This window comes from Bacillus sp. UNC125MFCrub1.1, assembly GCF_000701305.1.
Lineage (GTDB): Bacteria > Bacillota > Bacilli > Bacillales > Bacillaceae > Bacillus > Bacillus altitudinis.
In genome coordinates this window covers 1,189,214-1,205,321 of record NZ_KL370769.1, presented here as the reverse complement: position 1 = coordinate 1,205,321, position 16,108 = coordinate 1,189,214, and the positions used below count along the sequence as shown (strand labels likewise).

Here is a 16,108-nt window from a genome sequence, read left to right as displayed (position 1 = left end):
TGGCTCGGTAGCTCAGTTGGTAGAGCAACGGACTGAAAATCCGTGTGTCGGCGGTTCGATTCCGTCCCGAGCCACCACTATTTGCCGGTGTAGCTCAATTGGTAGAGCAACTGACTTGTAATCAGTAGGTTGGGGGTTCAAGTCCTCTTGCCGGCACTGTTTTTCAAATGTGGAGGGGTAGCGAAGTGGCTAAACGCGGCGGACTGTAAATCCGCTCCCTCCGGGTTCGGCGGTTCGAATCCGCCCCCCTCCACCATTTTTATTTTCATAGGGGCATAGTTTAACGGTAGAACAGAGGTCTCCAAAACCTCCGGTGTGGGTTCGATTCCTACTGCCCCTGCCAATTATATGATTCATAACATTTATGGCGGTTGTGGCGAAGTGGTTAACGCACCAGATTGTGGCTCTGGCACTCGTGGGTTCGATTCCCATCAATCGCCCCATTTTATTATTGGGCTATAGCCAAGCGGTAAGGCAACGGACTTTGACTCCGTCATGCGTTGGTTCGAATCCAGCTAGCCCAGTTGATATGCGGAAGTAGTTCAGTGGTAGAACACCACCTTGCCAAGGTGGGGGTCGCGGGTTCGAATCCCGTCTTCCGCTCCAATTATGGCGGCATAGCCAAGTGGTAAGGCAGAGGTCTGCAAAACCTTTATCCCCGGTTCAAATCCGGGTGTCGCCTTTTTTGAAAAGACTGCCGGGGTGGTGGAATTGGCAGACACACAGGACTTAAAATCCTGCGGTAGGTGACTACCGTGCCGGTTCAAGTCCGGCCCTCGGCACCATTTTTTATTTATTATAAGTTGCGCTCTTTAATGATCATGCCGGTGTGGCGGAATTGGCAGACGCGCACGACTCAAAATCGTGTTCCTCACGGAGTGCCGGTTCGACCCCGGCCACCGGTATCTAGTTTTAGATATTCTTTATTATCATCAATTACAGAAGAATTAAAGAATATTAACGTTTAAAACGTCTTTCTACAAATTGTAGGAGGGCTTTTTTTATTTGTTGTTTACCTGATTTTTCACACGAAAAAATTACTTCAAATTGTGTTCAAAGGAGATTAACTTTTACTTTATTGATGGTTACCTTATGATTAAACTAAAGGGGCAGGACAATTGAAGATGGATTGGATCAATTGTACATAGGAGGTGTTGTAATGATTACGGTTAAAAATGCTGAAAGTTATCTTAAAGATAGCATCGGTGAAGATACCGATGAGATAAATAAGGTTTGGGAAACATTTAAGGCTTTTTCAAAGGAGACCGTTGAGGGCGAAGAAGATAAAGAAATTTTATTTCAGTGTGGTGTCTATGATTTTACAGGAGAGGAACTATTTCATCTTGATTTTGTACGTCAGTTTACAATTTATGAAGAAGATGATTATTCTCACATGGAACAACTGCACTGTGAATTTTTATTTAAACCAACAAGCGAGTTAAAAAAGTTAAAGGTAGTAGAAGAATGGTCAATGGATTATGACGATATAGATCATTTTTTTCATCATATTGAAAGTATTCATGAGTTTAAAATTCCTTTGACTTTAAAGCCGATAAAATTAGCAATATATCAAGAAGAACTTTAATTCTTATTTCATTAACAGGTGCTTTACTTTAAGAGGGTATACCTTGCCTTTTTGGAATCATTTATCACGGAGTGTCGGTTCGACTCCGGCCACCGGTATCTATTAAAAGTTTGGTTTTTACCGTGAACCCAACGTTTCACCCTCGTGGTGAAACGTTATTTTGTGGTTTAAATGAGTTATTTAGATGAAAATAGAATCCTATTAGAACAGAATGAGCATGTACTACTTTTAACAGAATAAACTTTAGATGATTTGCAACATTTGGTACGATACATTTAACCATATAAGGAAACAGAATGGATTGGCGCATTCACATAAAACAGTGAATTACCTTTGTGTAACTAAATGAATATTTGTGGGTACATACACATCTTTAGCTTGCATCATCATTGTGACCCAGTTTGGGGGAGAATTTATGAAAAAACAAAATGATCATGAAGAGTTATTGACAGGTGGAAATGTCTCCAACGTATATCGTTCAGGAGATACGGTTCGCAGAGAGGTAAAGTCAGACAATATGAATATACAAAAGCTGCTAAAGCATTTAGAAAAAAAGAATTTCTCCTATGCTCCAACGTTTTTGGGGGTTGATGAAAAAGGTAGAGAGATCTTGTCCTTCATTGAAGGTGAGGCCGGTCATGATCCCTTAAAAGAATACATGTACTCTCACAATGCTTTAAAAGAAATAGCGAAAATGCTTAGACTGTACCATGATGCTGTTTGTGATTTTCCCATTTCAGACGATTGGGAACGAATGGACAATACGCCTAACAACATAGAGGTTGTGTGCCATAATGATTTTGCGATGTACAATATTATTTTCAAAAATAAAAAGCCAGTGGGAATCATTGATTTTGATGTAGCTGCCCCTGGTCCAAGGCTTTGGGATATTGCATATACTCTCTATACATGTGTCCCTCTCAGTAGGTTTTTTCGTACTGAAACAGGGGAGGTCGTAAATTATCATACATTAGAGCATGCAGCCCATATAAAGTATAGAGTCAAACTGTTTTTTGAAGCTTATGGTGAGGAAATACCAGAAGATTATGTGGACATGGTGTTGCTGCGTTTAGAAGGTTTATGTCAATACATGAAGCGAAAAGCGAGTGAAGGGGATAGAGCCTTTCAAAAAATGATTCATGACGGGCACCTTGAACATTATCAAAAAGACATACAATTCATTCATGAACACAGAAAAGAATGGATTTGAGGATGCCAAGGGTTTTATAAAAGAAAAAGGACAACTCATCTTTTTACTAGTTTCATGTGGATGTTACAATTGGTTATAATAGTTCAATAAAATGAATGTAAAGAGGCGGAGTTGTTATCTTGCAAATGAAGACGATATTACAGACTATTATTGAAGATGAGCGATCACATGATTATCCGCTTTTTAGACAGTACTGTGTAAGGAAAGAACAGGGTCTGCGTAAAGATGCGTTAAAGGTTCTTCAGTCTTTTGTTAAAGAGATGAATAAGAACGAATTTACAGCACGGCGTTCATTTGTTGTTTGGCTGTTTGATTACATTGAACGTTTTGAGGATGGTCATCATTTGCTTGTGTATCCATTGGTACATGGGGTGATCCACCCTGTTCTTCGAGAGTGGGAAAATATTGATCCAATGGATGTGAGACCGTATCGCTGGCAAGGCTTGTTTGTGCATCAGGGGGAAGGTCTGCCCTATTTATTGAAGGCATTAGAGATGGGAGGCAGCAAAGAGCAGCGAGTGATTGTTCAAATTTGCGAAACCTATTTCTCGGCTTTGTGGTATTCGTTTCATCATATACATGAAGAACTTTATTTAAGCACCTATGAGAAAGATCATGAGCGAATTCAAGGGATTCAAGATGTCATGAAACTGATCGAAGATAAAAATGTTCAAAGCAATGTTGAAAAACTAGCAGTCTACTATAACCAGCTTTTATCGGACTGGAAGGAATTTCAGCAGACGGAGACAAGAGGCTTTGTGAAATGGTGTGCGGATCGTAAGAAGCCCTATGAGTGGGTACAGACATTTTACTATAATCAATAGTTGTTTTTCATAAGAAAAAGGCTGGGGTCAACCCTGCCTTTTTTATTTATGCCATATTCTTTCTATTTCTACATGGTCTGCTTTAAAATATTTCAGGATGTAGACATCTGGATTGCTTAGTTGTTCCCACTCCTTGAATCCAATTGCGGGATCGGCGTGTTTTAGAAGCAGGCTCATAATATTGCCATGAGTGGCGAATAAAGTATGATCTCTTCCTAATTTTATTTGTTCATAGAGTGCCTCTACAATACGATTCATCGCTTCTTGGCTCGACTCTCCGCCTTCACAGGTCATATGCAAGTCCGAAAAACTGAGCTTTAGTTTTTCATACCAATCCTTCATTGGTTGACTGCTTAACCTACGTTCAGAGAGCCGTTTGTCAATTTGTACCTTTATTTGTTTGGCATAAGCAAGGGGCTCAGCGGTTTGAATCGCTCGTTTATAAGGACTTGAGATGATCTGGTTGAGCTGAATGCCGGAAAAAAACTGTGCGAGTTCATGCGATTGTGTGATGCCTTGAGGCGTTAAAGACGCATCCTCGGATTGTCCATCTGCTTGACAGTGTCTGACGAAATAATATGTCTTCATAGGGGGTACACCTTCCTCTAAGTATAAAAAAATCATCCAATATTGGATGAGGGTTCACGAAAGTTGAGGTTCTATTTGTTCGTGTCTGCTTCTTTGTATGGATCTATCAGTTTTGAGGTTAGGTCTAAGTTGAACAAAAAATCATCTATGGTGTCTGTGCCAAAGGGAAGGGTGGAAAAGTTAATTGGGATGCTGTCTTCTTGCGTTTCTGAAGTAATCGGCTGTTTGTGCTGCTTTTTTCTCCAGTTCTTAAACAAGCGCATGTGAGGCCCCCTTTTCTAAAAAAAGATGGATTTATACATAATATACGGGGAGAGTTGTCCGAGCGTCAATTGTTTTCTTCAAAAGGATTTATTACATTTGTACGGAAAGAGCCACAGCTAAGTGCGGATCTTTCCGTGTTTTGACATGGCACGGTGTATGGCTTGTTGTACCTTTCGTTCGCATCTGATGTTGTATGGCTTCTTATGGAGTTTACTCGTCTTAAATTGACCAATTACACGCCGGACTCCTTGATCATAAATGATCAGCTCTCTGCTCGTTTGATCACTTAATAACGCTTGAAACCAGCTGTATTTTTTTAGCTGTGCTGCATTCCGTGATATATCATCTTCATCTACCTGTAAAAAAGGGATATACAGAGCAAGATTGAAGATGTCTAAAATGAATCCCATACCTCTGGCCCCCTTCATATCGTTTATTACGGTTAGAAAGGGGAAAGGTTCCATTCAATCAGTTTAAAAACAATCCCAGTGCATGAACCATTCTTTATTGTCTTTGTCGTAATAGAAATACATCGTGCCGTTATCACCAATCATGAACCGAGGTTTTTCTTCAGAGGCGATTTGCAGCATGAATTCTCCTGACATCTGGTGGGGAGGAGATTGGATGTAAGCTCCGTATCCACCGATTTTTGTGAATGAGTAGTTTGAGTAATGCTCGAAGAAATAATCTGACGCTTCTTGACTTTCATTAACCTCTGATAAGTCAACGTATGACCAAGCTTCCTCCCAGCATGGATAATCCGGTTGTTCCCCTTCGAGCCACTCTATCTGGAAAGGTTTCATTCCTTTCACGTCTTCAGGGGTCTCAGCGATTTCTAATCCTTCCATTGATGAATATTCAATGAGTTTCCAGCCATCACCGTTTTTGGCGATATCGATCGGAAGGGTTTTCTTGTTGATGAAAATTTGAATCATCTTACATTCATCAAAGCCATTCATTCCCCCTGGTACTTCGGGTAAATACATTTGTAAAATGGGAATCATAGCTCCATCTTGATCTGCCGGCCACCCTTTATTACGTTGGATGAAAAAATGACCAGCAAACCAACTGTACTTAGATGGATCAGGGCGAAACCCGCCTATTTTGGCTACAATAGGTGTTTTTCCTAGTTGATTTAATTCGTCAAAAGCTTTGATCTTCATTTATCCATCCCCCATTCTTTAGCCAGCAATGTGTGCATCTTGAAACGTTCCATTCATATTGCCAGAGACAATGATGACATGTCCCCAAAATAAACCTCCGTCATGATAGTAGGCTTCGAATTCTCCATTTGGATAAGCATGGAGGCTTTCAAGAGAGATGCGGCTGATAAATTGATCCGGTGTGATCTCTTCTGAATTTTCAGCGGAGACGTCTTGTTCCTGCCAATCTTTTGCTAGTTCAATCAGCTGATTCGCTGCATATGACTTCATGGAGGCATCCCATGTTGTCTGCTCTTCTACGAGTTGTCTAGCCGTTTTCAGAGAGTCATTCATTTCTTCCTCTTCTTCAAGGTTGAAGTAAAGTAGGCACTCCTCATTGCCCCACTGGATGGTTGTTTCAAATAAGTCTAGTCCTTTCACTAATTCAAAGGTACCCAGCTTGTCATCGTGGTAAAAGATAGGTTGTTGAGCTTCTTCTAATATTTCTTGAAGTTCCTTATCTTCAGCATCTGTATCAACAAGTGAAACGAGCATAAATTCACCTTCACCTTTACGTACTTGAAGTGTGACGATAGATTCTTTATGTAATTGCGCTTGTTTTTCTCGTAATCCCTTGTCATCTGTTAACCAGCACAGTCTCACTTTTTCGGTTATGATGCGGTCTTTTTCCTTCCATGCAATGAGCGGGATTGAAGCAGTCCAAAAAGTTTCTTTTCCAGCTTTTCCTGCGCCGACTCCAGAAGGTCCTGTAACAGCCATGATGTCTATCACTTCTTCTGAGAATCTTTGTTCAAATATGTTGATTTGTTTGTTTGATTTCATAGGATGTCCCCCAGCTTGATTTATTTGATGGAGCTATATCTTTATCACACCGTACATTGGCAGGGGAAATCAAGCTTTTTTTGCTTAAAACTGTTTTTTAGGTTTGTGGCAACAGAGAGGATACATGGATTGCTGGAGGTTGAGTCACAATAAAAAAGCAAATCGGTTCGGATTTTGTATAAATTTGGCTAAGTGAGTCGAAAAGCCTAGGTGATTCTTCCTTTTCTTTATAATTACTTTGACACGATTAGATGAAAAAAGTAAAGTAGTACTGAGTGATTTACAAAACCTTCATCATTCTCTGAAACATGAAGCGGCAGTAAATTTAATGTAAATGGATATTTTTCCTTTTATTTACTCGTATTTTTTTTGAAACTTATGATGCTTCTTATTCGTTATATTAAAGGAGCACATGTAACCTGCGGATAAAAGAGCATCGGAATGCTTGGTGCAGAAGATTTACATTTGCAAAATCAATGTAAATTTTTTATGATTTCATTTATATCAGATCGAAAATAAGAAAGAAGAGGTTTTATGAAAAAAATATTTGCGAACAAATATAGCTTTTTTGTTTTGGCTGTCCTTTTATTTTGGGCAAAATCGTACACAGCCTACAAAATGGACTTTAATTTAGGAGTGAAGGGATCTTTTCAAGAGGGTCTTCTCTTATTAAATCCATTCAGTTCAGCCATCGTGTTTTTAGGACTTGCTCTCTTTTTGAAGGGGCGTAAATCGGCCATTGTTTTAATTGTCATTGATTTTATTATGACCGCACTTTTATATGCGAATGTAGCGTACTATCGTTTCTTTGATGATTTTTTAACATTCCCGACAATGAAACAAGCCGGTAATCTTGGGGGAGGTATGACTGGCGGTGTGTTAGCAAGTATTAAGCCGCATGACCTTTTGTACTTCCTTGATATCATCATTTTAATTGCCATTGTCATTTGGAGACCAGAAGTGAAGAAGTTCCAAATGAAAAAAACTTTCGCACTGCTGATTGTGGCTGCAGGTGTTGGACTGTTCTTCGTTAACCTACACTTAGCTGAAAAAGATCGTCCAGAATTATTGACGAGAACATTTGATCATAAGTACATTGTGAAATATTTAGGTGTTTATAACTATGCGATTTATGACGGCGTGCAAACCGCACAAAATGCAACGCAGGTAGCAAATGCGAGTAGTGATGATTTAACGGATGTCGTGAACTATACGACTTCTCACTATGCGAAACCAAATGCAGAATACTTTGGTCAAGCTAAAGGGAAAAACATCATCAAAATCCATTTAGAAAGCTTCCAGTCATTTTTAATTGACTACAAGTTAAATGGAGAAGAAGTGACGCCGTTTTTAAACAAACTAGCTCATGGAAAAGAAGATTTTACGTATTTTGATAACTTCTTCCACCAGACTGGTCAAGGGAAGACTTCTGATGCTGAGCTGATGATGGATAATAGTATGTTTGGCTTACCAGAGGGTGCAGCGTTTGTGACAAAAGGTGAAAATACCTTCCAATCACTTCCTGCCATCTTAGATCAAAAAGCAGGCTATACGAGTGCAGTGCTTCACGGGGATTATAAATCTTTCTGGAACCGTGACACGATTTATAAACATATGGGAATTGATCAATTCTTCGATGCATCTTATTACAACATGGATGAAGAAAACCTTGTAAACATGGGTCTGAAGGATAAACCATTCTTTAAAGAATCAATCCCAATGTTAGAATCAATGAAAAAGCCATTTTATGCACACTTAATGACATTGACCAACCATTATCCATTTAATTTAGATGAGAAAGATGCGACAATCGCTAAGGCAACAACTGGCGATAAAACAGTGGATAATTATTTCCAAACAGCGAGATACTTGGATGAGTCATTAGAACAATTCTTTAAGGACTTGAAAAAATCGGGTCTGTATAAAGACTCAGTGATTCTATTATATGGTGATCATAACGGTATTTCTGAGAACCATAACCGTGCAATGAGTGAGATTCAAGGGAAAGAAATTACGCCATATCAAAATGCTCAAAATCAGCGTGTACCGCTCATGATTCGGATCCCTGGGAAACAAGGCGGCGTGAATCATACGTATGGCGGTGAAGTAGACGTGATGCCAACGCTTCTTCACTTACAAGGTATTGATTCAAATGAGTACGTGAATTTTGGAACAGATTTATTCTCTAAGAAGCATGATCAAACTGTTGCATTCCGTAACGGAAACTATGTGACACCAAAATATACCCTTGTAGATAATACGGTCTACGATACAAAAACGGGTAAAGTGGTGAAACAAAACAAAAAGACAGAAACGATTAAAGCCCGTGTTGATAATCAGTTAAGCCTGTCAGATAAAGTACTGTACAGGGATCTTCTTCGATTCCATAAGCTATCTGATTTTAAACCAGTGAATCCATCTGATTATTTCTATGGTAAAACAAACAAAGAGACAGAAGCGGATTCTTCTGCTAACTAACTGAGTTTTGGGCAAGCACAGAAAGGTGCTTGCCTTTTTCTCTCTTACAGCTTGATTTGTTGGCAAAATATGTTTATATTTAGGGAGAAACAAGCGTGGCGCTAGCGGTCAGCTGGCGATAACTCATTTTGTCCTAGGGGATTTCAGGAGGAGCTTATGACAACAAATACAAAAACACAAAAAAAGAAATCAGAATTATGGGGCTGGATCAAAGCCATCTTAATCGCATTTATTGCTGTTTTTATCATTCGTAACTTTTTATTCGCACCGTATATTGTGAAGGGGACTTCTATGGAACCGACACTGCATAATACAGAGCGGGTGTTTGTGAATAAAACAGTCGATTACTTTGGCGATTATAAACGCGGACAAATCATTGTTCTTGATGGGGAAGAGCGTAGTACTCACTATGTGAAACGATTGATTGGTTTACCTGGTGATAAAATCGAAATGAAAAATGACCAGCTATATGTGAACGGTCAAAAAGTGGCGGAGCCTTATTTAGCATCAAACAAAAAGAAAGCTGCCGCAGATGGCACCTTGCTGACACCTGATTTTGGCCCTCTTACAGTCCCTAAAGGAAAGTACTTTGTCATGGGTGACAATCGCCAAAACTCTATGGACAGCCGCAACGGTTTAGGTCTTTTTACAAAGAGTGACATTCAAGGGACAACATCATTCGTGTTTTATCCCTTCCAAGATATTCGATTAATCAATCACTAACCAATAAGAAAAAGCACACAGGTGTGTGCTTTTTTTGTTTGGTTAAGACTGGCTTTTTGAAATCGCCTGTTCTAGATCTGCCAGAATATCTTCAATCGCTTCTGTTCCAACAGATAAACGAATAAGTTCTGGTGTCACCCCTGTGGCTTTTTGCTCTGCTTCACTTAATTGCTGATGCGTTGTGCTGGCAGGGTGGATGATGAGTGACTTAGAGTCGCCTACGTTTGCAAGATGTGAGAAAAGCTGAACCGAATCAATGAGTTTTTTTCCTGCGTCTTTACCACCTTTAATGCCGAATGTAAGGATGGCGCCTTGCCCTTTTGGTAAATAAGTTTGAGCCAGCTCAAAGGATTCATGGCCTTCAAGACCTGGATAGCTGACCCATTCTACAAGAGGATGATCTTGTAAAAATTGTGCTGTCTTCAATGCATTTTCACTGTGGCGTTCAAGGCGAAGATGCAATGTTTCTAAGCCTTGCAAGAGTAAAAATGAGTTGAATGGTGATAAAGCCGCCCCTAGATCACGTAAGAGCTGTACACGTGCTTTTGTGATATAAGCTGCTTCGCCAATCGCTTCTGTATACGTCAGACCATGATAGCTAGGGTCTGGTTCCGTCAGGCCTTTGAACTTATCACTATCACTCCAAGGAAACTTGCCGCTGTCGACGATGACTCCGCCAATGGATGTGCCATGGCCGCCGATGAATTTCGTCGCTGAATGGACAACAATGTCTGCACCAAATTCAATCGGTCTTAACAAATAAGGGCTGGCAAGTGTGTTATCCACAATTAGAGGGATATGGTGCTTGTGTGCAATGGCTGATACGGCTTCAATATGTAAAATGTCGCCTTTTGGATTTCCGATGCTCTCTGCATACACTGCTTTTGTTTTATCTGTAATGGCTGCTTCAAGTTCTTCAAGGTTTGAGGAATCCACAAACTTTACTGTTATTCCAAGCTTTTTCAAGGTATGAGCAAATAAATTATATGTGCCGCCATACAGACTGCTGGAGGATACGATTTCGTCACCAGCTCCTGCAATGTTTAAAATGGAGTAAGTGGTCGCTGCTTGTCCTGAGGAGACAGCAAGTGCACCAATTCCACCTTCAAGCTCAGCGATCCGTTTTTCAAACACATCATTTGTCGGGTTCATAATACGTGAATAAATATTACCGGGTTCCTGAAGTCCGAATAAATTCGCCGCATGCTCACTATCTCTAAAACCGAAAGAGCTTGTTTGGTAAATAGGTACAGCTCTTGAATAGGTGGCTGAATCCAGTTCTTGACCTGCGTGTATTGCTTTTGTTTCTAAACGAAATTGAAGTTCTTCTGACATGTGTGTATCCTCCTTTTGTTAGATAAAACCAACTACTTTAATAAGAAATATTTAATAAGACTATAAATCTTGTTTACTGCCCGGTCAATCATTTTTTAGATAAATCTGAAAAAACAATAAATATAGTTGACATGTCGGAATAGTATGTATTAACATAAGCATACTGAAAATACCAACAAGAATCGCTGATCGGTCAACCGAAGGCTCGTTCACTCAAGCATGAGTGAAGGGCCTTTTTTTATTTTAATCAGGAGGGAAGTTGAAGATGGAGAAAAAGAAAAAACGAAAAAAATACAGAAAACATTTGGATATCACATTAGACATTTTGATTGAGCGAAACAAATATGAGATTTACAGCAATCAAGAACGAATAGAAGCCATTTACGATCGTATTGATGAAAAGCATACAAGGTCGAAATAACTATTTTATAAAATACAGTTGATTTATAGGAATAATATGATTTAGGATGGTGCTAACAACTCAATATGAATAGCTGATCGGACAACACGAAGGCTCTTATCTCTATTTTTGGGATAAGGGCCTTTCTGTGTATCTATCTGATGACAAGAGGAGTGAACTTGCATTGACTATTTCCGTTGATATTGTGGATAAGTCTTTTTGGAAAGACAAACAAACCATTCAAGTGCTTGAAAACGTAAGGTTCACCATCGTTCCTGGTGAATTCGTGACGGTGATTGGTCCGAGCGGTTGCGGGAAAAGTACATTGATGAAGATGATTGGAGGGCTTGATACAGATTATGATGGGCAGATCGTGATAGGAGAAAGGCGTGTGGTAGAACCAGGAATGAAACAGGGCTTTATCTTTCAAGAGCATCGCTTGTTTCCATGGCTGACGGTCGAAGAAAATATCGCTGCCAATTTCAATTTAAAACAGGTGGCTGTTCGCCGCAAAGTGGATGAATTAATTGAAATTGTTCGGTTAAAAGGTTTTGAACACGCCTATCCACATGAGCTTTCAGGCGGGATGTCACAACGTGTTGCTATTGCAAGAGCACTCCTGCGTGATCCGGAGATTTTATTGCTTGATGAACCTTTTGGTGCGCTAGATGCATTTACACGGAAACACTTACAGGATGTGCTGCTGGATATTTGGCAGGAGAAAAGAACAACGATGGTGCTTGTCACTCATGATATTGACGAATCCATTTATTTAGCCAATGAAATTGTGCTGTTACAAGCAAGACCCGGCCGAATTCATAAAATCCTTCCCGTGAACTTACCATTCCCGAGGAATAGAACGTCAACAGCTTTTCAGAGCTTAAGACAAAAGGTGCTTTCAGAATTTGAGAAAACAGATGAGCTGTTACTGACGAATGGCTCAGGAATTTAAGGAGGTCAAATCGAATGAAAAGGCAAAAAAGGATCGTTCTCTTTCTGGGTATCCTCCTTGTATTAGCTGGGTGTGGTCAAGCAGCGAATGGATCAGAAGACAAGCCGAAAGAGGTTCGGATTGGGATTCAGCAAAGTCTAAGCCCACTTCTTTTAGCAAAGGAAAAAGGGTGGTTTGAGCAATCATTTGAAAAAGAAGGTATGAAAGTCAAGTGGGTGGAGTTCCAAAGTGGTCCTCCCCAATTCGAAGGGCTCGCCGCCAATCAATTAGATTTTTCACAGGTTGGTAATTCACCTGTTATAGCTGGTCAGGCAGCAGGTATTGATTTTAAGGAAATTGGTTTATCTCAGGATGGGTTAAAGGCGAATGGGATTTTAGTGAATAAGAACAGTGAGATTCAAAAAGTAGAAGATTTAAAAGGGAAAAAAATCGCCGTTGCCAAAGGAAGCAGTGGTTTTGACTTTTTATACAAAGTATTAGATCAGGCTGGTTTATCTGCAAAGGATGTTCAGATCATTCAGCTTCAGCCGGATGAGGCAATATCTGCGTTTGAAAATGGATCAGTTGATGCTTGGTCGATCTGGGAGCCGTTCTTATCACTTGAAACGATAGAAAAGGGAGCAAAGCTACTGGTTAATGGAGAAGCGACCGATTTATATTCACCTGGATTCACACTTGTCAGAACCAAGTTTGCCGATGAGTACCCTGAACTAGTGGTGCAATTTTTAAAAGTATATGACAAAGCGGTGAAATGGCAGAAAGACCATCAACAGGAAGCCATTACACTTTATGCTCGTTTGAAACAATTAGATCAGAAGGTGGTGACACAAGTATTAAACAATACAGAGCCGCTCAATGAGCCCATTTCTAAGAAGATCATAAACGCCCAGCAGCATACAGCTGATTTTCAATATCAAACAAAGGCGATTCAGCGGAAGATTGATGTCAATCAGGTGGTAGATAATTCGTTTATTGAAAAAATGCTGAAAGAGGAGAAGAGTTGATGAAAGCTGCATCTAACCCAGCCCTTGTGACTAAAACTGAGCGAATGAAGAAAAAAAGGAGAAAAGCTTCATCCTTCATCATGTTAAAAGGACTTGTATTACCTGCTTTACTCATTGCGATTTGGCAGGGAGCTGCTGCTTCCCAAATCGTTTCTTCTACTGTACTACCTGCACCCACTGTCATTGCGGAATCTTTTCGTGAGTTGATTCGTTCCGGTGAGCTGTTTGGCCATCTTTACATCAGTCTCTACAGAGCAATATGCGGGTTTTTACTTGGGGGAGGTTTAGGACTTGCGATGGGTCTGTGTGTCGGTTTTTCTAGGAAAACCGAGCAGTATGTAGATCCGACCTTGCAAATGCTGAGAACAGTTCCTCATTTAGCGGTGACTCCTTTATTTATTCTTTGGTTTGGTTTTGATGAATCAGCGAAAATTTTATTGATTGCACTTGGGGCTTTTTTTCCGATCTATATCAATACTTTTCTAGGAATTCGCAGTGTAGATAACAAGCTGTTCGATGTGGCTCGCGCTTTAGAGTTTAATCTGTATCAAAATATCACAAAGCTCATTTTACCTGCTGCCCTTCCTCATATTCTTCTGGGCGTGAGGCTTTCATTAGGCATTGCCTGGCTTGGTTTAGTGGTGGCTGAATTGATGGGGTCGAGTAGTGGAGTTGGCTACATGATTATGGATGCAAGACAATTCTCGCAAACGGATAAAGTGTTTGTAGGGATTATCATCTTTGCGGTAGTTGGTAAGATGACTGATTCATTTGTACGGCTGTTAGAAAAGCGACTGCTCAAATGGCGCACAAGTTATCAAGGTGAAAAATAACAGGAGGCGATATGATGAATATTCTATGGTTTATTCCAACGCATGGGGATGGGCGTTATTTAGGATCATCGAAAGGGGCAAGACAGGCAGACTATCCGTATTTTAAACAAATTGCTCAAGCTGCCGATCAGCTTGGGTACACAGGGGTCTTGCTGCCTACTGGTAGATCTTGTGAAGATCCATGGCTGACAGCGACCGCTTTAGCTGCAGAAACAACTCATTTAAAGTTTCTTGTGGCTCTTCGGCCAGGGTTGATGCAGCCGTCTGTTGCTGCTAGAATGACCTCCACATTTGATCGGCTTTCAGGCGGGAGACTGCTGATCAATGTTGTAGCGGGAGGAAGTAAAGAAGAACTTGAAGGAGACGGGCTATTCATTTCTCATGATGAACGCTATGAGGCAACAGAAGAATTTTTGACCATCTGGAAGCGGTTATTGAAAGGAGAGAATGTTCAGTTTCAAGGGAAGCATCTGCAAGCACAAAATGGACGTCTGCTATTTCCACCAGCTCAAACACCACATCCACCCGTTTTTTTTGGAGGATCATCAGAAGCAGGCATTCAAGCCGCTGCAAAACATACAGATGTTTATTTAACTTGGGGCGAGCCGCCTGCACAAGTAAAAGAGAAAATCGCACAAGTGAAAAAGCAGGCTGAAAAGGAAGGAAGAACGGTGAGGTTTGGTATTCGACTTCATGTGATCGTGAGAGAAACGGAAGATGAAGCTTGGCAGGCAGCGGAACATCTGATTCGTCATTTAGATCAAGAGACTATTGATGAGGCGCAAAAGACTTTACAAGGGATGGACTCAGTAGGGCAAAAACGAATGGTTGAATTACATCAAGGGAATAAAGAGAAGCTTGAAATTAGCCCTAATCTTTGGGCAGGCATTGGCTTAGTTAGAGGCGGGGCAGGAACAGCGCTCGTCGGGGACCCGCATACAGTAGCAGAACGTATAATAGAATATCAGTCTCTAGGTATTGATACATTTATCTTTTCTGGTTATCCGCACTTAGAAGAATCTTATTATTTAGCAGAACTTGTTTTCCCGCTTCTCCCATTTAAAAGAAATGGTGATGCAGGACCACACGTTCCTGCTGGTGAAATTATTGGGAACAATTACTTTCCTGATACAGCCTCTGCTGCAAGTTCCTCATAAATGAAAGCAAAGCAGTCATACTTGTGTCGGGCTGCTTTGCTTTTTTTATAGAAAGAGATGCAAGTAAAATGATATGTGCTGTGGAAGAAGGCAAGGGCTTTTTTCCCAACAGAATTTCTTGTATATACATATTTTAAGAGACAAGAGAAGAAGGAAAATATGCTCACTCTTTTGTCGGAATTATCAGTTAATATGTCGTATTTGATGTGTTAACGACATATAATTAGGACTTTTATATCTGATATATCGGGGGAATTCTTTCTATCTCAAAAAAATGAAAGATTAAATAGAAGAGATGATGAAAATGAACTATTTGAAAAAAGGCAGAAAAAAGATGGATTTATTGACAATATTTGGGTTTTGTGGTTCTTATGTTGTGGTGAAAAATAGTAAAAAAGGGAGAATTTATACAGTTGAACATGAACAATTGAATAAAAAGTCACATTTTACACGAAAATATGTTCGGTCAAAAATGGGATCTTCTGTTGATGTTTGGAGTGTGACGCCTATGATACGATCATCATAAGCTGGGAGGTGAAAAGTATGACTTATGCAGCGCCGCAAGTTGACTATTCCACTATGGAACCTGCTATTATGGACCAAGCTTGGTTCTTAGTATTTGTTGCTGTCCTTCTTGGATTGGGAGCAACAGTTGTTCTAGGAGCAGCAGTTTGGTGTTTAGCAAACGGCAAGGGTAGCTTTACAGGAGCCGTTCAGTGGGAAAGTGGCTTAAAAGTCCAAATTGAATGTAAGTAGCTATACTTAGGATT

At 40.2% G+C, this 16,108-nt stretch carries 17 protein-coding genes and 10 tRNA genes; 21 read left to right on the top strand and 6 right to left on the bottom strand.

The window, feature by feature from the left end; translation table 11 throughout:
• Position 1: 1 nt before the first annotated feature.
• From N521_RS18925 to N521_RS18865, 13 genes are all read left to right on the top strand, one after another.
• A tRNA-Phe gene (locus tag N521_RS18925) sits at positions 2-77 on the top strand.
• A gap of 6 nt (positions 78-83) precedes the next feature.
• Positions 84-156 (top strand) — tRNA-Thr (locus N521_RS18920).
• 15 nt (positions 157-171) lie between these two features.
• Positions 172-256: transfer RNA gene (locus tag N521_RS18915), tRNA-Tyr, on the top strand.
• 13 nt (positions 257-269) lie between these two features.
• Positions 270-343 (top strand) — tRNA-Trp (locus N521_RS18910).
• Between the two features lie 24 nt (positions 344-367).
• A tRNA-His gene (locus tag N521_RS18905) sits at positions 368-443 on the top strand.
• 9 nt (positions 444-452) lie between these two features.
• Positions 453-524: transfer RNA gene (locus N521_RS18900), tRNA-Gln, on the top strand.
• Positions 525-531: 7 nt separating this feature from the next.
• Positions 532-606 (top strand) — tRNA-Gly (locus N521_RS18895).
• Positions 607-611: 5 nt separating this feature from the next.
• Positions 612-682, top strand: a tRNA-Cys gene (locus N521_RS18890).
• Positions 683-696: 14 nt separating this feature from the next.
• A tRNA-Leu gene (locus N521_RS18885) sits at positions 697-785 on the top strand.
• Between the two features lie 38 nt (positions 786-823).
• Positions 824-905, top strand: a tRNA-Leu gene (locus tag N521_RS18880).
• Between the two features lie 254 nt (positions 906-1,159).
• The gene (locus N521_RS18875) at positions 1,160-1,585 is read left to right on the top strand and encodes a hypothetical protein (RefSeq protein WP_035392628.1); all 426 of its coding nucleotides are present in this window, start codon (positions 1,160-1,162) and stop codon (positions 1,583-1,585) included.
• Positions 1,586-2,000: 415 nt separating this feature from the next.
• A complete protein-coding gene (locus N521_RS18870; protein ID WP_035392625.1) occupies positions 2,001-2,795 on the top strand; it encodes a phosphotransferase in 795 nt (264 codons plus the stop codon).
• A 119-nt stretch (positions 2,796-2,914) separates the two neighbouring features.
• Positions 2,915-3,619, top strand: a complete 705-nt coding sequence (locus tag N521_RS18865; RefSeq protein ID WP_035392623.1) for a hypothetical protein — start codon at positions 2,915-2,917, stop codon at positions 3,617-3,619.
• Positions 3,620-3,661: 42 nt separating this feature from the next.
• Here the strand turns inward: N521_RS18865 and N521_RS18860 are convergent, their stop codons facing one another.
• From N521_RS18860 to N521_RS18840, 5 genes are all read right to left on the bottom strand, one after another.
• The gene (locus N521_RS18860) at positions 3,662-4,207 is read right to left on the bottom strand and encodes a histidine phosphatase family protein (RefSeq protein WP_035392621.1); all 546 of its coding nucleotides are present in this window, start codon (positions 4,205-4,207) and stop codon (positions 3,662-3,664) included.
• A gap of 71 nt (positions 4,208-4,278) precedes the next feature.
• Positions 4,279-4,470 carry a hypothetical protein gene (locus N521_RS18855; RefSeq protein WP_017360392.1) on the bottom strand — a complete coding sequence of 64 codons (192 nt, stop codon included), beginning with the start codon at positions 4,468-4,470 and terminating at the stop codon, positions 4,279-4,281.
• 117 nt (positions 4,471-4,587) lie between these two features.
• The gene (locus tag N521_RS18850) at positions 4,588-4,881 is read right to left on the bottom strand and encodes a hypothetical protein (RefSeq protein ID WP_024719925.1); all 294 of its coding nucleotides are present in this window, start codon (positions 4,879-4,881) and stop codon (positions 4,588-4,590) included.
• Positions 4,882-4,944: 63 nt separating this feature from the next.
• Positions 4,945-5,634, bottom strand: a complete 690-nt coding sequence (locus N521_RS18845; protein WP_035392619.1) for a DUF1963 domain-containing protein — start codon at positions 5,632-5,634, stop codon at positions 4,945-4,947.
• Positions 5,635-5,652: 18 nt separating this feature from the next.
• Positions 5,653-6,456, bottom strand: a complete 804-nt coding sequence (locus tag N521_RS18840; protein WP_035392618.1) for a DUF2262 domain-containing protein — start codon at positions 6,454-6,456, stop codon at positions 5,653-5,655.
• A 534-nt stretch (positions 6,457-6,990) separates the two neighbouring features.
• Between N521_RS18840 and N521_RS18835 the strand changes: the two genes are divergently transcribed.
• On the top strand, positions 6,991-8,934 hold the full coding sequence (locus N521_RS18835; protein WP_035392616.1) for a lipoteichoic acid synthase: 1,944 nt from the start codon (positions 6,991-6,993) through the stop codon (positions 8,932-8,934).
• 156 nt (positions 8,935-9,090) lie between these two features.
• Positions 9,091-9,657, top strand: coding sequence for a signal peptidase I (gene lepB, locus N521_RS18830; RefSeq protein ID WP_035392614.1), 567 nt, complete (start codon positions 9,091-9,093; stop codon positions 9,655-9,657).
• A 42-nt stretch (positions 9,658-9,699) separates the two neighbouring features.
• Here lepB and N521_RS18825 read toward each other — a convergent pair whose 3' ends face one another.
• A complete protein-coding gene (locus N521_RS18825; protein WP_008349114.1) occupies positions 9,700-10,992 on the bottom strand; it encodes a homocysteine synthase in 1,293 nt (430 codons plus the stop codon).
• Positions 10,993-11,257: 265 nt separating this feature from the next.
• On the opposite strand from N521_RS18825, the gene N521_RS18820 reads away from it, so the two are divergent.
• The 6 genes from N521_RS18820 (at position 11,258) to N521_RS18790 (ending at position 16,094) form a co-directional block, all read left to right on the top strand.
• Positions 11,258-11,413 carry an FbpB family small basic protein gene (locus tag N521_RS18820; RefSeq protein ID WP_019743964.1) on the top strand — a complete coding sequence of 52 codons (156 nt, stop codon included), beginning with the start codon at positions 11,258-11,260 and terminating at the stop codon, positions 11,411-11,413.
• Positions 11,414-11,576: 163 nt separating this feature from the next.
• Entirely contained in the window at positions 11,577-12,344 is a 768-nt protein-coding gene (locus N521_RS18815; RefSeq protein ID WP_035392611.1) for an ABC transporter ATP-binding protein, read from the top strand.
• Positions 12,345-12,358: 14 nt separating this feature from the next.
• A complete protein-coding gene (locus N521_RS18810) occupies positions 12,359-13,348 on the top strand; it encodes an aliphatic sulfonate ABC transporter substrate-binding protein (protein WP_035392610.1) in 990 nt (329 codons plus the stop codon).
• Positions 13,349-13,392: 44 nt separating this feature from the next.
• Positions 13,393-14,181 (top strand): ABC transporter permease, encoded by a 789-nt coding sequence (locus N521_RS18805; RefSeq protein ID WP_225310416.1) that lies wholly within the window; start codon positions 13,393-13,395, stop codon positions 14,179-14,181.
• Between the two features lie 14 nt (positions 14,182-14,195).
• Positions 14,196-15,338, top strand: a complete 1,143-nt coding sequence (ssuD, locus tag N521_RS18800) for an FMNH2-dependent alkanesulfonate monooxygenase (RefSeq protein ID WP_035392606.1) — start codon at positions 14,196-14,198, stop codon at positions 15,336-15,338.
• A gap of 543 nt (positions 15,339-15,881) precedes the next feature.
• Positions 15,882-16,094 carry a hypothetical protein gene (locus N521_RS18790; protein ID WP_003211695.1) on the top strand — a complete coding sequence of 71 codons (213 nt, stop codon included), beginning with the start codon at positions 15,882-15,884 and terminating at the stop codon, positions 16,092-16,094.
• The last annotated feature ends 14 nt before the right edge of the window (positions 16,095-16,108 follow it).

Coding starts and splice junctions, on each gene's coding strand:
- N521_RS18875 (WP_035392628.1), top strand. CDS start 1,160: ATGATTACGGTTAAAAATGCTGAAAGTTATCTTAAAGATAGCATCGGT.
- N521_RS18870 (WP_035392625.1), top strand. CDS start 2,001: ATGAAAAAACAAAATGATCATGAAGAGTTATTGACAGGTGGAAATGTC.
- N521_RS18860 (WP_035392621.1), bottom strand. CDS start 4,207: ATGAAGACATATTATTTCGTCAGACACTGTCAAGCAGATGGACAATCC.
- N521_RS18855 (WP_017360392.1), bottom strand. CDS start 4,470: ATGCGCTTGTTTAAGAACTGGAGAAAAAAGCAGCACAAACAGCCGATT.
- N521_RS18850 (WP_024719925.1), bottom strand. CDS start 4,881: ATGGGATTCATTTTAGACATCTTCAATCTTGCTCTGTATATCCCTTTT.
- N521_RS18845 (WP_035392619.1), bottom strand. CDS start 5,634: ATGAAGATCAAAGCTTTTGACGAATTAAATCAACTAGGAAAAACACCT.
- N521_RS18840 (WP_035392618.1), bottom strand. CDS start 6,456: ATGAAATCAAACAAACAAATCAACATATTTGAACAAAGATTCTCAGAA.
- N521_RS18835 (WP_035392616.1), top strand. CDS start 6,991: ATGAAAAAAATATTTGCGAACAAATATAGCTTTTTTGTTTTGGCTGTC.
- lepB (WP_035392614.1), top strand. CDS start 9,091: ATGACAACAAATACAAAAACACAAAAAAAGAAATCAGAATTATGGGGC.
- N521_RS18825 (WP_008349114.1), bottom strand. CDS start 10,992: ATGTCAGAAGAACTTCAATTTCGTTTAGAAACAAAAGCAATACACGCA.
- N521_RS18820 (WP_019743964.1), top strand. CDS start 11,258: ATGGAGAAAAAGAAAAAACGAAAAAAATACAGAAAACATTTGGATATC.
- N521_RS18810 (WP_035392610.1), top strand. CDS start 12,359: ATGAAAAGGCAAAAAAGGATCGTTCTCTTTCTGGGTATCCTCCTTGTA.
- N521_RS18805 (WP_225310416.1), top strand. CDS start 13,393: ATGAAGAAAAAAAGGAGAAAAGCTTCATCCTTCATCATGTTAAAAGGA.
- ssuD (WP_035392606.1), top strand. CDS start 14,196: ATGAATATTCTATGGTTTATTCCAACGCATGGGGATGGGCGTTATTTA.
- N521_RS18790 (WP_003211695.1), top strand. CDS start 15,882: ATGACTTATGCAGCGCCGCAAGTTGACTATTCCACTATGGAACCTGCT.